Raw genomic sequence first — 17,098 nt, 5'->3', positions numbered from 1 at the left:
CAATAAAAACGTAAACTTTAAATTACAGACGAATTTTCATTTACCAGGCTATGCTGAAGAAAAAGGAGAATGGCTATGCGTTCAATTGCTCTTACGCTGTTGTCACTGTTCTTATCAGGTTGCCAGATCAATCCTTACACCTTCCAGCCTGACTGGACCAGCCCGAGTTGGTTTGATGCAGGTAAAGAAGACGCCATGAATGGCCTGCCGGTTAAAGATAATCAAACCCTGGCCGATAGTTTTAACGACCCCCATGTCGATCGGAGTGAATATCTCCGGGGTTATACTGACGGTCAGAAGAAAGTGTGTGAAGAGGGTTTTATTCACGCATGGGGATTAGCAGGTAAATCTTTTCCTGCCAGTTGTGATACTGCCGAAAATGCAGCAAAGCTGCATGAGTCATGGCAAAAAGGGATGGATGAAAGTATGAGTACCAGCAGACTTAATTGAGTCTGGCTTTTAATGTCCAAATATAAGTAATTGTAGGATTTAGCTTAAGTCTGGCCTGCGATTTTTCTGACATAATGACGGCGTTGATAAACAATGGTATTCTGCCAACAACTCTTAAGAACAACTATTTCCAGAGCAGTGTGGCGGAATCTGGTGAGAAATTTATTCTTGATCTCTTTGTTCCGATTCACTCTGGTGATAATGCTGTTCTTTACGGCAGGTTCAGCGACGGCAGCTCCGTTCACAGATACCGATAAATCGGTACGTTCGATTGTTTCCGGTATTGTGAGCTATACCCGATGGCCTTCACTCTCAGGGCAGCCTAAGCTCTGTATTTATGCTTCATCTCACTATACGCAAATACTCAGCAGTGAAGATGCGCAAAGCCAGTTACCTTATACTCCTGTCATTGTACGTAACGATCAGGAAGCACTCTCCGCGACGTGCGATGCTATTTATTTCGGGGCTGAATCGCCTGCAAAACAACTTGAATTAATTAGTCAATATCAGGGCCGAGCGTTGCTATTAATCTCAGAGCAAAATCCTGAATGTGTTATTGGCAGTGCATTTTGCCTGATAACAGAACAGAACCAGGTCAGATTTTCCGTCAATCTGGATGCATTGACGCGCAGTGGCGTGCGCGTCAATCCAGATGTATTAATGCTTGCACGGAATAAAAAGCATGAATAAGGATTTCGCCTCTACACCGCGTCCGACGTTTAAAAGAACGTTGCGCCGGATCAGCATGATAAGCGTCATCATTACAATGACATTTATATGGTTATTGCTGTGCTTCGCTTCCGTGGTGACATTAAAGCAATACGCGCAAAAGAATCTCGAACTCACCGGCTCAACCATGAGTCACAGCCTTGAAGCCTCATTGGTTTTCAATGATTCACTCGCGGCCAATGAAACACTTGCAGCCCTTGGGAAACAGGGGCAATTTGCCGTGGCGGAAGTTCTCAATGCCCACCAAAAACGTTTCGCTTACTGGTCATGGGATCCGGAAGATAACACCGACACCCTGGGTGCGCTGGTCAGTCGCTGGCTGTTTCCTGTCCCTGTTGCACAACCGATCGTGCATAACGGCACGGTGATTGGCGAAATTCGCCTTACCGCACGAGACAGCCTTATCAGCCACTTTATCTGGCTGTCGTTTGCTGTCCTGACCGGCTGCATTCTGTTAGCTTCTGCCGTTGCGCTCACCATTACACGTTCCCTGCATCACGGCATGGTTACGGAGATGCAGAATATTACCGACGTCGTCCATGACGTGCGCGCCAACCGTAATTTCTCCCGTCGGGTGACGGAAGGCCGTATTGAAGAATTCCACCAGTTTGGCGAAGACTTCAACAGCCTGCTGGATGAGATGGAAGAGTGGCAGCTTAAGCTCCAGGCGAAGAATGCCCAGTTACTCCGTACTGCCATGCACGACCCGTTAACCGGGCTGGCTAACCGCGCTGCGTTTCGTAATAGCATTGCGGCACTGATGAACGATTCATCGGCAAAGGCAAACTCGGCCCTGCTTTTCCTCGATGGGGATAACTTCAAGTTTATCAACGATACCTGGGGACATGCGGCAGGTGACGGCGTGCTGATTGAAGTCGCCAGCAGGATGGTTGAGTTTGGTGATAAACGTCATCAGTCATACCGCCTCGGCGGCGACGAGTTCGCTATGGTGCTGTACGGCGTCCATTCTGAGCGTGAAGTTCAACATATTTGTGCTGCGCTTTCGCAGCAGTTTATCCGTCCGTTTGATCTGCATAACGGGCAAACCGCATCATTGTCACTCAGCATTGGCTTCGCTCTGGCGTGGGAAAATGCCTCCGTGGAAGCATTACTGGAGCAAGCCGACCGCAATATGTACCTGGTCAAAAATCAGCGTACAAAAACAATAACTTAGAAAGGAATGCACTATGTTAAAGCGATATATCGCGCCCTTGCTACTCGGATCGCTGGCCCTGGCAGGCTGCCAGACACCGCCAGGTAAATTTACACCAGAACAAGTTGCGGCGATGAAGTCTTACGGCTTTAACGAACTGAATGGCGATTGGTCCCTGGGGCTGTCGGATAAAATCTTATTTGATAAAAATGATGCAAGACTGCGCCCGGAGAGTGAAACACAGATCCAGACCATGGCCTCGCGTCTGGCGGCAACCGGCCTGAACCACGCCCGGATGGACGGTCACACGGATAATTATGGTGAGGATAGCTATAACGAAGCGCTCTCGTTAAAACGCGCCAATGCCGTTGCAGACACCTGGGCAAAGGGTGCGAATATCCCACGCAGTAACCTCACCACGCGGGGATTAGGCAAAAAATATCCTGTTGCCAGCAACAGCACCTCGCAAGGGCGCGCTGAAAACCGCCGGGTCGCGGTAGTCATCAGCACGCCATAAGGTTATTTAACGGAGGATCCGGCGAGCGACACGCCTGACGCCGCTCGCCAGCGTAGCCAGTCGACAAAGATAAACAAGACCAGACTAACGCCCATCACCGGCAACGCCAGTCCCAGCAGAGCACTAACCACTATCGTGACCGCCCTCCCCCAGATTGACAGCGCCAGCCAGCTCTGACAAAGCGTCTGCACCGGGTTCGCAGCTGACCTCGCCGGACGACGCATCCACCACATTCGGTATCCCCAGATAATGAGCACGCAAAGGGCAAGTCCGAACGCAACGAGCAGCAGCTGATTCACCAGCCCGAATAAGATCCCCATATGGAAATCCACGCCCCAGCGGGTCAGTTTTGCCATTAATGGGAAATCTTTAAAGCGGGTTCTGTCCATGACCTGCATCGTATTGGGATCAACCGCAACGGCATCAATCTGCGTTGGCCAGCTGCGATCGATTTCCGTTACCGTCCAGGCTCGATCGGACGTACTGGCGGGGCGGATCTCAAGCTTGTTAGCATCAATTCCTGCCTTTTGCGCAGCACTCAGCACGCCATCAAACTGCGTCAGATCCATCGCCGTCTCCGGCACGATCATTCCCCCATGATGGCCGTGATGTTCGGCGTGTTCGTCCATGACCATGGGCGTACCGGAGAGCATTGTATTGACCTGCGGCGTCAGCCAGTTCATCTCAGCACGCAGCTTATCAACGTTCCCCCCCGCCCACTGGGACCAGGTCAGGCCGGTTGCTGAGAATAACAACATTCCGCCCAGCAGCGTCCAGCCTAACGCCACATGCACTCGACGCCGGTTCTGAAAGGAGTTGTTAATGCGCCGTTTGGGTCGGGTATAAAACCACAGCGCAATGCCGCCGAGCGCAGCGACCCACATCCACGAGGCCGCCAGCTCGCTGTAGAGCCGCCCAACATCGCCCAGCATCAGCGACGTATGCAGATAATCAATGGTCTGACGCAGCGGTAAAATCCCGCTGGTGCCGTATACCGTCATGTCCCCCAGCACCGCCAGGCTTATCGGATCGACAAAGATAGCCCGATGCTCCGACGGGCCAAGCGACGGGTCAGCAAACATCACGCGGGTGGTTTCACCCTCAGCCAGCCCCGGACGAACGGCGTGCAAACGCAGATCTGTTCCAAGGGTTTTTTCCGCCACGGCAATTTGTTCCGCCAGCGGCTGCAACTCACCCACAGAATTTGTGTGGAGCGCATGCCGGTAGAGCGCATTCTCCAGCTGCGGGGTTGCCACATACAGCGTACCGGTCAACGCAGCGAAGAAGATAAACGGGCCGACAAACAGCCCGACGTAGAAATGAAGGCGACGCAGCAGGTTTCCCCATGCCGCGCGCGGCGTGCAGGTAGTCATACTTTTCCTTTTTAAGGCAGTAAGTTATCGATTTATTTTTAAAGGGAAAAAGCAGACTGCCGCGGCGGCGCGCGGGTATCAGGGTAAAGCCAGGGAAAAAAGTGCCAGTGGCTGACCGCCTGGCGCGGCGGCTTAACGCGCAGCCTTTGCAGCACCGCGCTTAGCAGGACGATCAGCGCCAGCATCACGCCAGGGACATGCGCTAACAGCACGCAGTAGCCGCAGGCCTCCGCATGGTCAACAGGCATGGAATGCTGCATATCGCCGTGATGGTCATCCATCGACATCATGCTCATATCATGATGCATGCCCGGCATGGAGCTCATGGGATCTTTTTGCAGCGAGACAGAGATAAGCGGCGCGACCACGATCAGCAGGATCGCAAACAGCGCGGTCAATGCCGCTGCGCGTTTCCCATTATGCTGATGCAGTACGTTATCCACTTACCCTCCGGTGAAGAGGCAAGCATTGTAAATGATTTATGTCGAAAGAGTTAATGCGTGAGATGCGATTACAAAAAAAAGGGCCAGCCTTTCGGCCAGCCCTTTCTAACAGGATGTCGCTTAAGCGAATCTTAGTTCAGACGCTCTTTAATACGAGCAGACTTACCAGTACGCTCACGCAGGTAGTACAGTTTAGCTTTACGTACAGCACCACGACGTTTAACAGCAATGCTGTCAACTACCGGAGAGTGAGTCTGGAAGACACGCTCAACGCCTTCGCCGTTGGAAATTTTACGAACAGTGAATGCAGAGTGCAGACCGCGGTTACGAATAGCGATAACCACGCCCTCGAATGCCTGCAGACGTTTTTTGGAACCTTCAACAACCCATACTTTCACTTCCACGGTGTCACCTGGACGGAAGGAAGGTACGTCCTGCTTCATCTGCTCTTGTTCAAGTTGCTTAATAATGTTGCTCATAATTTAATCTCTTATCCTGGGTAAACTGATATTCGGGAGCGTATTACGCATTCCCATCATGTTCATGCTGCTGGTGCGCGTGTTCAGTTTTGAACTCGGCCAGCAACTTTGCTTGCTCTTCAGTCAGAGCCAGGTTTTCCAGAAGTTCAGGTCTTCTAAGCCAGGTTCGGCCCAGCGACTGCTTCAAACGCCAGCGACGTATCTCGGCATGGTTTCCAGACAGTAACACTGCCGGGACGTCCATCCCTTCTAACACTTCAGGACGAGTATAGTGTGGACAGTCCAGCAATCCATCGGCAAAGGAATCTTCCGTTGCCGAAGCTTCATGGCCCAGTACCCCCGGAATAAACCGGGCGACGGAGTCAATCAGCGTCATTGCGGGTAACTCACCACCGCTGAGAACGTAATCGCCGATAGACCATTCTTCGTCAATCTCGGTTTGAATTACGCGCTCATCTATCCCTTCGTAGCGACCACAGACCAGAATCAGCTTTTGATTCGTCGCCAGTTCGCTCACGCCCGCTTGATCAAGCTTGCGTCCCTGAGGTGACAGATAAATCACCTTTGCGCCTTCACCTGCCGCGGCTTTTGCTGTGTGAATGGCGTCCCGTAAGGGTTGCACCATCATTAACATCCCCGGTCCGCCGCCGTAAGGACGATCGTCCACGGTACGGTGCCGGTCATGAGTGAAGTCACGAGGACTCCAGCTCTGGATGCTCAGCAGGCCATTCTTTACTGCCCGGCCAGTTACCCCGTAATCGGTAATCGCGCGGAACATTTCAGGAAACAGGCTAATTATGCCAATCCACATAGCGCCGTCTTTTACCGTTTATCCGGAGAATTTAAAAACCAGGATCCCAATCTACTTCAATGGTTTGAGTAGTGAGATCGACTTTCTTGATAACCTGTCCATCGAGGAACGGAACCAACCGCTCCTTGATGCCAAATGCATCTTTCAGGTTTGCCTTAATGACGAGAACGTCATTTGACCCGGTTTCCATCATATCGATGACTTTCCCCAGGCTGTAGCCTTCGGTAGTGACTACCTGGCAACCCATAAGGTCTTTCCAGTAGTAGTCACCCTCTTCCAGCTGTGGCAACTGCGACGAATCCACGACAATTTCACAATTAGTCAGGGCATTCGCGGCATCACGATCGTCAACGCCTTTCAGCTTGATGATGATGTCCTGATTGTGGTGACGCCAGCTTTCCAGCTCGACCTCTTCCCACTTACCGCCTTTCTGGATAAACCAGGGCTGGTAATTAAAAATGCTATCAGCGTCTTCAGTGGAGGAAAACACTCTGAGCCAACCACGGATACCGTAGCAAGAACCCATTTTTCCCAATACGATCGGTTCAACAGGTGCTTTATTGCTCATCATGACCACCGTGACAGATTAAGCTGCTTTGTTTGCTGCTTTGATCAGCGTAGCAACGCGATCGGAAACAGTAGCGCCCTGGCCAACCCAGTGAGCGATACGATCCAGATCCAGACGAGTTTCTTCTTCTGCGCCAGCGGCCAGTGGGTTGAAGAAACCAACGCGCTCGATGAAGCGACCGTTGCGTGCATTACGGCTGTCAGTCACAACAACCTGGTAGAACGGACGCTTTTTAGCGCCGTGACGAGCTAAACGAATAGTAACCATAACATCCTCTTGTGTGAATAAAACAACCGGGCCCCATCGAGGAACGGAGCCCGGGTGTCATATTAAAAGCCCGAAAATTTTACTCATTTTCGGGCAAAAAGCAATCTCAAAAGCGATTAACGCCCTGGAAAACCGGGTGGCATCATGCCTTTCATGCCGCGCATCATCTTCGCCATGCCGCCTTTCTTCATTTTCTTCATCATGCGCTGCATGTCGTCGAACTGTTTCAGAAGGCGGTTTACGTCCTGCACCTGCATGCCGCAACCGGCCGCGATACGGCGTTTACGGGAACCTTTGATGATTTCTGGCTTCGCACGCTCTTTCAGCGTCATCGAGTTGATGATCGCCTCCATACGCACCAGCACTTTGTCATCCATCTGGGATTTTACGTTGTCAGGGATCTGGCCCATGCCCGGCAGTTTGCCCATCAGGCTGGCCATGCCGCCCATGTTTTTCATCTGACGCAGTTGCTCAAGGAAGTCGGTGAGATCGAAACCGTCACCTTTTTTCAGCTTGCTGGCCAGCTTCTCGGCCTGCGCGCGGTCAACCTTGCTCTCGATATCTTCGATCAGCGACAGCACGTCGCCCATGCCGAGAATTCGGGAAGCAATGCGGTCCGGATGGAACGGCTCCAGCGCTTCGGTTTTCTCACCGACGCCGAGGAACTTGATTGGTTTACCGGTGATATGACGAATGGAGAGCGCCGCACCGCCGCGGGCGTCGCCGTCCACTTTGGTCAGCACCACGCCGGTTAACGGCAGCGCTTCGTTAAACGCTTTCGCGGTATTCGCCGCATCCTGACCGGTCATGGCGTCAACAACAAACAGGGTCTCTACCGGGTTGATAGAGGCATGCACCTGCTTGATCTCGTCCATCATCGCTTCGTCGACATGCAGACGACCGGCGGTATCCACCAGCAGCACGTCGTAGAATTTCAGCTTCGCTTCTTTCAGCGCCGCGTTAACGATGTCGACAGGCTTCTGCGCCACGTCCGACGGGAAGAAATCCACGCCAACCTGCTCTGCCAGCGTTTCCAGCTGTTTGATCGCCGCCGGGCGATAGACGTCCGCAGACACCACCAGCACTTTTTTCTTGTGCTTTTCGCGCAGGAATTTACCCAGCTTACCAACGCTGGTCGTTTTACCCGCACCCTGCAGGCCCGCCATCAGCACCACGGCCGGAGGCTGAGCGGCCAGGTTAAGCACCTGGTTCTCTTCGCCCATCGCCGAAACCAGCTCGTTACGTACGATTTTGACGAACTCCTGACCCGGAGTCAGGCTCTTGTTAACTTCATGTCCAACCGCTTTTTCTTTTACGCGGTTGATAAAATCACGCACGACCGGTAACGCAACGTCTGCTTCGAGCAGCGCCATGCGCACTTCGCGCAGCGTTTCCTTGATATTCTCTTCGGTGAGGCGTCCGCGGCCGCTGATGTTGCGCAGCGTGCGCGACAAACGATCGGTTAAATTATCAAACATTGTCTCTCGCCTGGGGTAGAAACGTTGGGTCGCGTAAGCGACACATACACAGAATTTTGCCGGAGTATAACATGAAGGCAGCTTTGTTGTTATGCAACGGTTGGAGCACGCGTCACGTAACGTTATACTGCTTATCTTTCTTATTAAGACAACTGTCGACGCCTATATGCCTGTTTTCGCACTGATCGCCCTTGTTGCCTACTCTGTCAGCCTCGCGCTGATCATTCCCGGCCTGCTGCAAAAAAACAGCGGCTGGCGGCGCATGGCTGTTCTTTCGGCGGTGATAGCACTGATAAGCCATGCTTTTGCACTGGAATCTCGCATTATTCCTGGCGACGGCAGCGTGCAAAACCTGAGCGTATTGAATGTCGGCTCACTGGTCAGCCTGATGATTTGTACGGTGATGACCATTGTTGCGTCCAAAAACCGCGGCTGGCTTCTGCTGCCGATTGTTTATGCCTTTGCGCTGATCAATCTGGCGTTAGCCACGTTTATGCCCAATGAGTTCATTACCCATCTGGAAGCCACGCCGGGGATGCTGGTGCATATCGGCCTGTCGCTGTTTGCCTACGCGACGCTGATTATTGCGGCGCTTTACGCCATGCAGCTCGCCTGGATTGATTACCAGTTGAAGAACAAAAAGCTGGCCTTCAATCACGAAATGCCGCCGCTGATGGTCATTGAGCGTAAGATGTTCCACATCACCCAGGTCGGCGTGGTGCTGCTGACGCTCACGCTCTGCACCGGTCTGTTTTACATGAAGAACCTGTTCAGCGTGGAGAATATCGATAAAGCGGTGCTCTCCATCATCGCGTGGTTTGTCTATATTGTCCTGTTATGGGGCCATTATCATGAAGGCTGGCGCGGTCGTCGCGTAGTCTGGTTCAACGTCGCGGGCGCGGGCATTCTTACCCTTGCCTATTTTGGAAGTCGCTTCATACAGCAATTTGCTGGCTAAGTAACAAAGGAGTTCCCCCTGGAACACATCTCCACCACCACGCTGATCGTCACCCTGATCATCATGGTGGTCATCTCCGCCTATTTCTCAGGCTCGGAAACCGGCATGATGACGCTCAACCGCTACCGGTTACGCCATCGCGCCAAACAGGGTAACCGTGCCGCCCGCCGTGTCGAAAAGCTGCTGCGTAAACCGGATCGCCTGATTAGCCTTGTGCTTATCGGTAACAACCTCGTCAATATTCTCGCCTCGGCACTGGGCACCATCGTCGGGATGCGCCTGTATGGCAACGCTGGCGTCGCGATTGCCACCGGGGTACTGACGTTTGTCGTGCTGGTATTTGCGGAAGTACTGCCCAAAACCATTGCCGCGCTTTACCCGGAGAAGGTTGCCTACCCGAGCAGCTTCCTGCTGGCACCGCTGTTGATACTGATGATGCCGCTGGTCTGGCTGCTGAATATGGTGACTCGCCTGCTGATGCGCATGGTCGGCATCAAAGCAGACGTCACCATCAGCAGCGCGCTCAGCAAAGACGAGTTGCGCACCATCGTGAATGAATCCCGCTCGCAAATCTCCCGGCGCAATCAGGACATGCTGTTGTCGGTACTGGATCTGGAAAAAGTCAGCGTGGACGACATCATGGTGCCGCGTAACGAGATCGTTGGGATTGATATCAACGACGACTGGAAAGCCATCGTCCGACAGCTGACGCACTCCCCACACGGGCGCATCGTGCTGTATCGCGATTCTCTGGATGATGCCATCAGCATGCTGCGCGTGCGTGAGGCGTATCGTCTGATGACCGAGAAAAAAGAGTTCACTAAAGAGGTGATGCTGCGCGCCGCAGATGAAATTTACTACGTGCCAGAAGGGACACCGCTCAGCATACAGCTGGTGAAGTTCCAGCGTAACAAGAAGAAAGTCGGTCTGGTGGTTGATGAGTACGGCGATATTCAGGGATTAGTGACGGTCGAAGATATTCTGGAAGAGATTGTCGGCGACTTTACCACATCCATGTCACCTTCCCTTGCCGAAGAAGTCACCCCACAAAATGACGGCTCGGTGCTAATCGACGGCAGTGCAAACATCCGTGAACTCAATAAAGCGTTCAACTGGCATTTACCGGAAGATGAAGCGCGCACCGTAAATGGAATGATTCTGGAAGCGCTGGAAGAGATCCCGGCAGCAGGAACGCGTGTGCGTATTGAACAGTATGATATTGATATCCTGGACGTGCAGGACAATATGATTAAGCAGGTTAAAGTCCTGCCCGTTAAGCCTCTACGCGAAAGTATTGCCGAATAAAATGTAGGCCGGGTAAGGCGAACGCCGCCACCCGGCACTACAGGCAGCACGTTACGCTTTCGCTTTCGCCACGGTCACCATTGCCGCGCGAATGGTACGGCCGTTCAGGGTATAACCTTTCTGCATCACACCCAACACCTTACCGGCTTCAATCTCTTCAGATTCCACCATGGCGATCGCCTGGTGTACGTTCGGATCCAGCGGTACATTGGTATCGGCAATCACCTCCACGCCAAACTTACGTACCACGTCCAGCATCGACTTCAACGTCAGCTCGATACCTTCGATCATTGCCGCGTTATCCGGATTCGCTTTGTCTGCCACTTCCAGCGCACGATCCAGGCTATCGATGACCGGCAGCAGTTCATTGACGAATTTTTCCAGCGCAAATTTGTGCGCTTTCTCAACGTCCAGCTCGGTACGACGACGCAGGTTTTCCATTTCCGCTTTGATACGCAGCACGCCATCGCGTTCGCGATTTTGCGCTTCTACCAGCTGGGCTTCCAGGTTGGCAATTTTTTCATCGCGCGGGTCCACCTGCTCAGCAGACGCTTCTGGCTCTACAGCCTCAACTTCATCGTGCTGTTCCGTGATAATTTCTTCAGGGGCTTGCCCCTCAGGCGTTTTCTGTTCTTTACTACTCATGAATTTCTCCGCGTTTTTCTGCATTCATCTCGCTAACTTCGCTTATTATGGGGATCAGTTTCCGGGATTCAAGGGAACAAGACAGATTGTCATCATTCATCAGGCACAAGGACCTCCAGAAAATGAATAATCATTTCAGGTGTATTGGGATCGTCGGGCATCCGCGTCACCCTACCGCATTGACGACACATGAAATGTTGTATCGCTGGCTGTGTGGCAAAGGCTATGAAGTGATGGTCGAACAGCAGATTGCTCAGGAGCTGCAGCTGAAGGGCGTTAAAACCGGCACGCTGGCAGAAATTGGTCAGCAGGCGGATCTCGCCGTGGTGGTGGGCGGCGACGGCAACATGCTTGGCGCAGCCCGCACGCTGGCGCGTTATGATATTAAGGTCATCGGCATCAACCGTGGCAATCTCGGTTTTTTAACCGATCTCGACCCGGATAATGCCCAGCAACAGCTTGCTGACGTGCTGGAAGGGCACTACATCAGCGAAAAACGTTTTTTACTGGAAGCGCAGGTGTGCCAACAGGACTGCCAGAAGCGCATCAGCACCGCGATCAACGAGGTGGTTCTTCACCCCGGTAAAGTGGCGCACATGATTGAGTTCGAAGTGTATATCGACGAAATCTTTGCCTTTTCGCAGCGCTCTGACGGGCTGATTATCTCAACGCCGACGGGCTCTACCGCCTACTCGCTTTCCGCTGGTGGCCCAATCCTGACGCCATCACTGGATGCCATTACCCTGGTGCCGATGTTCCCGCACACGCTCTCCGCCCGCCCGCTGGTTATCAACGGCGACAGCACGATTCGTCTGCGCTTCTCACACCGCCGTAATGACCTGGAGATCAGCTGCGACAGCCAGATAGCGCTGCCGATCCAGGAAGGTGAAGATGTCCTCATTCGTCGATGTGATTACCATCTGAATCTGATTCATCCGAAAGATTACAGTTATTTCAATACATTGAGCTCAAAACTCGGCTGGTCAAAAAAATTGTTCTGATTTTGCACCCAGCACTTTACTGTATAAAAAACCAGTTTATACTGTATGAAAACACAGTCATGGTTTTTCATACAGGAAAACAATTATGCTGGCACAACTGACCATCAGCAACTTTGCCATTGTTCGTGAGCTTGAGATCGACTTCCACAGCGGCATGACGGCAATCACCGGTGAAACCGGTGCGGGTAAATCTATTGCCATTGATGCCCTCGGCTTGTGCCTTGGCGGCCGCGCAGAGGGCGATATGGTGCGCCGGGGCGCAACCCGTGCCGACCTGTGCGCCCGTTTTTCCCTGAAAGACACCCCTGCAGCCCTGCGCTGGCTGGAAGCGAACCAGCTCGAAGACGGACGTGAGTGTTTACTCCGCCGCGTCATCAGTAGCGACGGTCGTTCCCGCGGTTTTATCAACGGTACAGCGGTCCCCCTTTCCCAGCTTCGCGAGCTTGGCCAGTTGCTTATCCAGATCCACGGTCAGCACGCGCATCAACAGTTGATTAAACCCGAGCAGCAGAAGGCCCTTCTTGATGGCTACGCAGGTGAGTACGCGCTTACTCAGCTTATGGCGGAACACTATCGCCAGTGGCATCAGAGCTGCCGTGAACTCGCTCAACATCAGCAGCAAAGTCAGGAGCGAGCAGCCCGTGCGGAACTGCTGGCGTATCAGCTTAAAGAGCTGAACGAATTCAACCCGCAGGCGGGAGAGTTTGAGCAAATCGACGAAGAGTACAAACGTCTGGCTAACAGCGGTCATTTACTTTCAACCAGCCAAAATGCGCTCAACATGCTGGCAGATGGCGAAGACGTAAATCTACAGAGCCAGTTGTATAACGTCCGTCAACTGGTTACCGAACTGGTCGGGATGGACAGTAAACTCTCTGGCGTCCTGGATATGCTGGAAGAAGCGGCTATTCAGATCTCCGAAGCGGGTGACGAACTGCGCCACTACTGTGAACGTCTGGATCTCGACCCGAACCGTTTGTTTGAGCTTGAGCAGCGTATATCCCGTCAGATCTCACTGGCGCGTAAGCACCACGTCACGCCGGAGGAGTTGCCAGCCTTTTATCAGTCTCTCCTTGATGAACAACACCAGCTCGACGATCAGGCTGATTCACTGGAAACGCTGTCTCTGGCGGTAAACCTGCACCATCAGCAGGCGCTGGCAACGGCGAAACAGCTGCACGATATCCGTCAGCACTATGCGCAGGAGTTAAGCCAGCACATCACCGACAGCATGCACACCCTGGCGATGCCGCACGGCGTGTTCAGTATTGATATTCGCTTCGAAGAGAGCCACCTGACTGCGGAAGGCGCGGATCGCATCGAATTCCGCGTCACCACGAACCCAGGTCAGCCTTTGCAGGCCATCTCTAAGGTCGCCTCCGGTGGCGAACTGTCGCGTATTGCACTGGCGATTCAGGTGATTACCGCGCGTAAAATGGAAACCCCGGCGCTGATTTTCGATGAAGTGGATGTAGGGATCAGTGGTCCGACAGCGGCCGTTGTAGGCAAACTGTTGCGCCAGTTGGGCGAATCGACTCAGGTAATGTGTGTCACCCATCTTCCGCAGGTGGCTGGCTATGGTCATCATCACTTTATCGTCAGCAAAGAGACGGATGGTGAAATGACCGAAACGCACATGAAACCGCTGGATAAACGCGCGCGTCTGCAGGAGCTCGCGCGCCTGCTCGGTGGTAGCGAAGTCACCCGCAATACGCTCGCGAATGCGAAAGAACTGCTGGCGGCATAAACTTTTTCGGGATCTCAGAGTCATAGAGAACAACAAAAACGCCGCCAGACCGGTTTCAAAGTGGGGCAAGGTCTATTATCATCGGCATATTACATATGAGCCGCGTTCTGCTCGGGCCCGAAAAGGAATCAAATCACTATGCGTTGTAAAATGCTGACCGCTGCCGCAGCGGTTCTTCTGATGTTGACCGCAGGCTGTTCCACTCTGGAGAAAGTGGTTTACCGTCCTGACATCAACCAGGGGAACTACCTTACCCCTAACGATGTGTCCAAAATCCGTGTGGGAATGACACAACAGCAGGTCGCTTATGCACTGGGAACCCCGATGATGTCCGATCCGTTCGGTACAAATACATGGTTCTATGTATTCCGTCAGCAGCCAGGCCACGAAGACGTGACCCAGCAGACCCTGACGTTGACCTTCAGCAGCGCCGGTGTCTTAACCAACATCGACAACAAGCCTGCCCTGACCAAGTAATCAGGTGTCAGAAATGCAAAAAGGTGCTCAATGAGCACCTTTTTTGTTTTCCGTTGATTCCCTCGCCCCTTTGGATAGAGGGTCAGGGTGAGGGATAAGAAAGCGCTACTTACCCGCTTTCTCCGCGCGCTGACGACGCAACTCTTTCGGGTCAGCAATCAGCGGGCGATAAATCTCAACCCGGTCGCCCTCTTTCAATACGTCGCCAAGTTTCACCGGACGGCTGTAAATCCCGACCTTATTCTTCGCCAGGTCGATATCGCTGCGAAGCTCAAGGATGCCGGAAGCGCGAATAGCCGCCTCGACGGTGGCCCCCTCTTCCAGCGTCACGCGCTGCAGATACTGCTTTTCCGGCAGCGCATACACCACTTCCACCGCAATCTTATGCGACACTGTAAACCTCTTTGGCGCGGGTCGTGAACGCCTGAACCATATTAGACGCCAGCTCTTTGAATATGCGGCCAAACGCCAGCTCAATAAGCTTGTTGGTAAACTCGAAATCCAGCTGGAATTCGATACGACAAGCATCTGCGCTCAGCGGCGTAAACTTCCAGCCGCCCATCAGGGTCTTAAACGGACCATCCACCAGATGCATCAAAATACTCTGATTATCGGTCAGCGTATTGCGGGTGGTGAACGTCTTGCTGATCCCCGCTTTGGAGACATCCACCGCCGCCGTCATCTGCGTTGGGCCGGACTCCAGAACACGACTTCCGGTACACCCGGGGATGAATTCAGGATAAGACTGAACGTCGTTCACTAACTGATACATTTGTTCCGCGCTGTAAGGCACGAGCGCAGTACGGCTAATCTGAGGCATAGCATTTTCCATGGTCACACAACGGACAAATAATAACATTTATCACCTGTTAAAAAAACGCTAAGCCTCATCTCGTGCTAATATAGCGCGTTAGACCTCACGGGACGCAATGAGGTGACTTTTTGAAATCAGATTACCGACGGCTTTACGACACTTATGACGAAGAAAAAAGCACATAAACCAGGATCGGCGACCATTGCGCAAAACAAGCGTGCTCGCCACGAGTATTTCATTGAAGAAGAATTCGAAGCAGGCCTTGCGCTGCAGGGCTGGGAAGTAAAATCGCTGCGCGCGGGTAAAGCGAACATTGGCGACAGCTACGTGATCCTGAAAGACGGCGAGGCTTTCCTGTTCGGTGCGAACTTCACGCCGCTGACCGTCGCCTCTTCACACTACGTATGCGACCCAACGCGCACGCGTAAACTTCTGCTGAACAAGCGTGAGCTTGAATCTCTTTACGGGCGCATCAACCGTGAAGGCTTTACCGTTGTTGCGCTCTCTATGTACTGGAAAAATGCCTGGTGCAAAGTGAAAATCGGCGTGGCGAAAGGTAAAAAACAGCACGACAAACGTACTGACCTGAAAGAGCGCGAATGGCAGTTGGATAAAGCGCGTATCATGAAAAACGCAGGACGTTGATTCTGCACACTTATTGTACTATTCAATAAGTTAGCGTTTCGGGCTGGTATCCAGGAAGTGAAATCTGGTATACTCAGTTCAACACTATTGGGGCTGATTCTGGATTCGACGGGATTTGCGAAACCCAAGGTGCATGCCGAGGGGCGGTTTGCCTCGTAAAAAGCCGCAAAAAAATAGTCGCAAACGACGAAAACTACGCTTTAGCAGCTTAATAACCTGCTAAGAGCCCTCTCTCCCTAGCTTCCGCTCTTAAGACGGGGATCAAAGAGAGGTCAAACCCAAAAGAGATCGCGTGGAAGCCCTGCCTGGGGTTGAAGCGTTAAAACTAATCAGGCTAGTTCGTTAGTGGCGTGTCTGTCCGCAGCTGGCGTGCGAATGTAAAGACAAACTAAGCATGTAGTACCGAGGATGTAGAAATTTCGGACGCGGGTTCAACTCCCGCCAGCTCCACCAAAATTCTCCATCGGTGATTACCAGAGTCATCCGATGAAGTCCTAAGAGCCCGCACGGCGCAAGCCCTGCGGGCTTTTTTGTGCCCTCAGTTTCCGAAAGAATCACTAGCAAAATCATATCCCTACCAACTATGGTTTCTTGTCATCTAGGTTAAAAATCATTATTGTTTTCAGATACCTGATACAGCGGAATGTGGCGATGTATTCGATAAGTTTGCAGCCAGTGAAAATCTCAAATCCGCTGCCCGGTATGTCAACGTGGGCTTTTAATCCTGATGAAGAGATATTTTCAGCCTCGCAAGAAATCCAATGCCTGTCAGGACTCCGTGCAAAACTACAAAGCCCCAGCCTGTGGATGATCGCAAAAGTATGCTTTGCTACCGGCGCGCTGGAGTCAAGCTGAAAATCTTCAAGGCCATCAGTTATCAAAATACCGGATCACCTATACCAAAACCAAAGGCAAGAAAAAGCGACCTGTACCGATATCTCAGGAGCCGTATGACGAACTCCCCAAGAACGGAGGGAGACTATTCACCCCGTGCAGAAAAGCCCTTGAACGGGCGGTAAAAAGAACTGGTATTGAACTGCCTGAAGGCCAATGCACCCACGTGCTACGTCATACATTCGCCAGTCACTTTATGATGAACGGCGGAAACATACTCGTCCTTAAAGAAATTTTGGGGCATGCCGATATAAAGATGACAATGATTTACTCACACTTTTCACCTGTTCATCTTGAAGATGCAGTTACAAAAAACCCTTTGCATAATCTATATGGATTTTAAA

The 17,098-nt window shown here is 52.4% G+C and carries 20 protein-coding genes, 1 other RNA gene and 1 pseudogene; 12 read left to right on the top strand and 10 right to left on the bottom strand.

The genetic code is table 11. From position 1 onward, the window contains the following. The first annotated feature begins 75 nt into the window (after positions 1-75). The 4 genes from KW829_RS14515 (at position 76) to KW829_RS14500 (ending at position 2,849) form a co-directional block, all read left to right on the top strand. Positions 76-450, top strand: coding sequence for a DUF2799 domain-containing protein (locus KW829_RS14515; protein ID WP_089600696.1), 375 nt, complete (start codon positions 76-78; stop codon positions 448-450). 153 nt (positions 451-603) lie between these two features. Beyond that, complete coding sequence (locus KW829_RS14510) at positions 604-1,140, top strand: YfiR family protein (protein WP_218308472.1); 537 nt, start codon at positions 604-606, stop codon at positions 1,138-1,140. After that, entirely contained in the window at positions 1,133-2,353 is a 1,221-nt protein-coding gene (dgcN, locus tag KW829_RS14505) for a diguanylate cyclase DgcN (protein ID WP_218308471.1), read from the top strand. The genes KW829_RS14510 and dgcN overlap by 8 nt, the downstream gene beginning before the upstream one ends. A 13-nt stretch (positions 2,354-2,366) precedes the next feature. Continuing rightward, entirely contained in the window at positions 2,367-2,849 is a 483-nt protein-coding gene (locus tag KW829_RS14500) for an OmpA family protein (protein WP_108416517.1), read from the top strand. A gap of 2 nt (positions 2,850-2,851) precedes the next feature. Here KW829_RS14500 and KW829_RS14495 read toward each other — a convergent pair whose 3' ends face one another. The 7 genes from KW829_RS14495 to ffh form a co-directional block, all read right to left on the bottom strand. Continuing rightward, positions 2,852-4,222 (bottom strand): PepSY domain-containing protein, encoded by a 1,371-nt coding sequence (locus KW829_RS14495; protein WP_218308470.1) that lies wholly within the window; start codon positions 4,220-4,222, stop codon positions 2,852-2,854. A gap of 38 nt (positions 4,223-4,260) precedes the next feature. Further along, the gene (locus tag KW829_RS14490) at positions 4,261-4,665 is read right to left on the bottom strand and encodes a DUF2946 domain-containing protein (RefSeq protein WP_010434141.1); all 405 of its coding nucleotides are present in this window, start codon (positions 4,663-4,665) and stop codon (positions 4,261-4,263) included. A gap of 131 nt (positions 4,666-4,796) precedes the next feature. Continuing rightward, on the bottom strand, positions 4,797-5,144 hold the full coding sequence (rplS, locus tag KW829_RS14485; RefSeq protein WP_002914145.1) for a 50S ribosomal protein L19: 348 nt from the start codon (positions 5,142-5,144) through the stop codon (positions 4,797-4,799). A 43-nt stretch (positions 5,145-5,187) separates the two neighbouring features. Then, positions 5,188-5,955, bottom strand: coding sequence for a tRNA (guanosine(37)-N1)-methyltransferase TrmD (gene trmD / locus KW829_RS14480; protein ID WP_010434154.1), 768 nt, complete (start codon positions 5,953-5,955; stop codon positions 5,188-5,190). A gap of 31 nt (positions 5,956-5,986) precedes the next feature. Beyond that, a complete protein-coding gene (gene rimM / locus KW829_RS14475; RefSeq protein WP_021241995.1) occupies positions 5,987-6,526 on the bottom strand; it encodes a ribosome maturation factor RimM in 540 nt (179 codons plus the stop codon). A 15-nt stretch (positions 6,527-6,541) separates the two neighbouring features. Beyond that, positions 6,542-6,790 carry a 30S ribosomal protein S16 gene (gene rpsP / locus KW829_RS14470; protein WP_003863133.1) on the bottom strand — a complete coding sequence of 83 codons (249 nt, stop codon included), beginning with the start codon at positions 6,788-6,790 and terminating at the stop codon, positions 6,542-6,544. Positions 6,791-6,906: 116 nt separating this feature from the next. Beyond that, complete coding sequence (gene ffh / locus KW829_RS14465; protein WP_003863132.1) at positions 6,907-8,268, bottom strand: signal recognition particle protein; 1,362 nt, start codon at positions 8,266-8,268, stop codon at positions 6,907-6,909. Between the two features lie 166 nt (positions 8,269-8,434). Between ffh and KW829_RS14460 the strand changes: the two genes are divergently transcribed. Both KW829_RS14460 and KW829_RS14455 read left to right on the top strand, forming a co-directional pair. Beyond that, entirely contained in the window at positions 8,435-9,226 is a 792-nt protein-coding gene (locus tag KW829_RS14460) for an inner membrane protein YpjD (protein WP_041951454.1), read from the top strand. 18 nt (positions 9,227-9,244) lie between these two features. Continuing rightward, complete coding sequence (locus KW829_RS14455; protein ID WP_089600713.1) at positions 9,245-10,531, top strand: HlyC/CorC family transporter; 1,287 nt, start codon at positions 9,245-9,247, stop codon at positions 10,529-10,531. Between the two features lie 51 nt (positions 10,532-10,582). Here the strand turns inward: KW829_RS14455 and grpE are convergent, their stop codons facing one another. Next, positions 10,583-11,176: a nucleotide exchange factor GrpE gene (grpE, locus tag KW829_RS14450; protein ID WP_139157916.1), complete on the bottom strand. Its 594-nt coding sequence runs from the start codon at positions 11,174-11,176 to the stop codon at positions 10,583-10,585. A gap of 122 nt (positions 11,177-11,298) precedes the next feature. Between grpE and nadK the strand changes: the two genes are divergently transcribed. From nadK to bamE, 3 genes are all read left to right on the top strand, one after another. Continuing rightward, positions 11,299-12,177, top strand: coding sequence for an NAD(+) kinase (gene nadK, locus KW829_RS14445; RefSeq protein ID WP_042717523.1), 879 nt, complete (start codon positions 11,299-11,301; stop codon positions 12,175-12,177). Positions 12,178-12,262: 85 nt separating this feature from the next. Continuing rightward, positions 12,263-13,924: a DNA repair protein RecN gene (gene recN / locus KW829_RS14440; RefSeq protein ID WP_218308469.1), complete on the top strand. Its 1,662-nt coding sequence runs from the start codon at positions 12,263-12,265 to the stop codon at positions 13,922-13,924. A gap of 138 nt (positions 13,925-14,062) precedes the next feature. Further along, positions 14,063-14,401 carry an outer membrane protein assembly factor BamE gene (gene bamE / locus KW829_RS14435; protein ID WP_014884883.1) on the top strand — a complete coding sequence of 113 codons (339 nt, stop codon included), beginning with the start codon at positions 14,063-14,065 and terminating at the stop codon, positions 14,399-14,401. Positions 14,402-14,506: 105 nt separating this feature from the next. On the opposite strand, the gene KW829_RS14430 is transcribed toward bamE, so the two are convergent. Beyond that, positions 14,507-14,794: an RnfH family protein gene (locus KW829_RS14430; protein WP_023308884.1), complete on the bottom strand. Its 288-nt coding sequence runs from the start codon at positions 14,792-14,794 to the stop codon at positions 14,507-14,509. Beyond that, entirely contained in the window at positions 14,784-15,221 is a 438-nt protein-coding gene (locus KW829_RS14425; RefSeq protein WP_010434164.1) for a type II toxin-antitoxin system RatA family toxin, read from the bottom strand. Before KW829_RS14425 ends, KW829_RS14430 begins: the two co-directional genes overlap by 11 nt. A 156-nt stretch (positions 15,222-15,377) precedes the next feature. Between KW829_RS14425 and smpB the strand changes: the two genes are divergently transcribed. The 3 genes and pseudogenes from smpB to KW829_RS14410 form a co-directional block, all read left to right on the top strand. Beyond that, entirely contained in the window at positions 15,378-15,860 is a 483-nt protein-coding gene (gene smpB, locus KW829_RS14420; protein WP_006178063.1) for an SsrA-binding protein SmpB, read from the top strand. A gap of 89 nt (positions 15,861-15,949) precedes the next feature. Continuing rightward, positions 15,950-16,313, top strand: a transfer-messenger RNA (tmRNA) gene (ssrA, locus tag KW829_RS14415). Positions 16,314-16,490: 177 nt separating this feature from the next. After that, positions 16,491-17,097: pseudogene (locus tag KW829_RS14410) on the top strand (tyrosine-type recombinase/integrase); the annotation flags it as partial. Position 17,098: the final 1 nt, after the last annotated feature.

Source organism: Enterobacter sp. ENT02, assembly GCF_019219165.1.
Classification (GTDB): Bacteria; Pseudomonadota; Gammaproteobacteria; order Enterobacterales; family Enterobacteriaceae; genus Enterobacter; species Enterobacter mori.
Note: the sequence above shows the minus strand (reverse complement) of the source record. Positions and strands in the feature narration are given on the sequence as shown.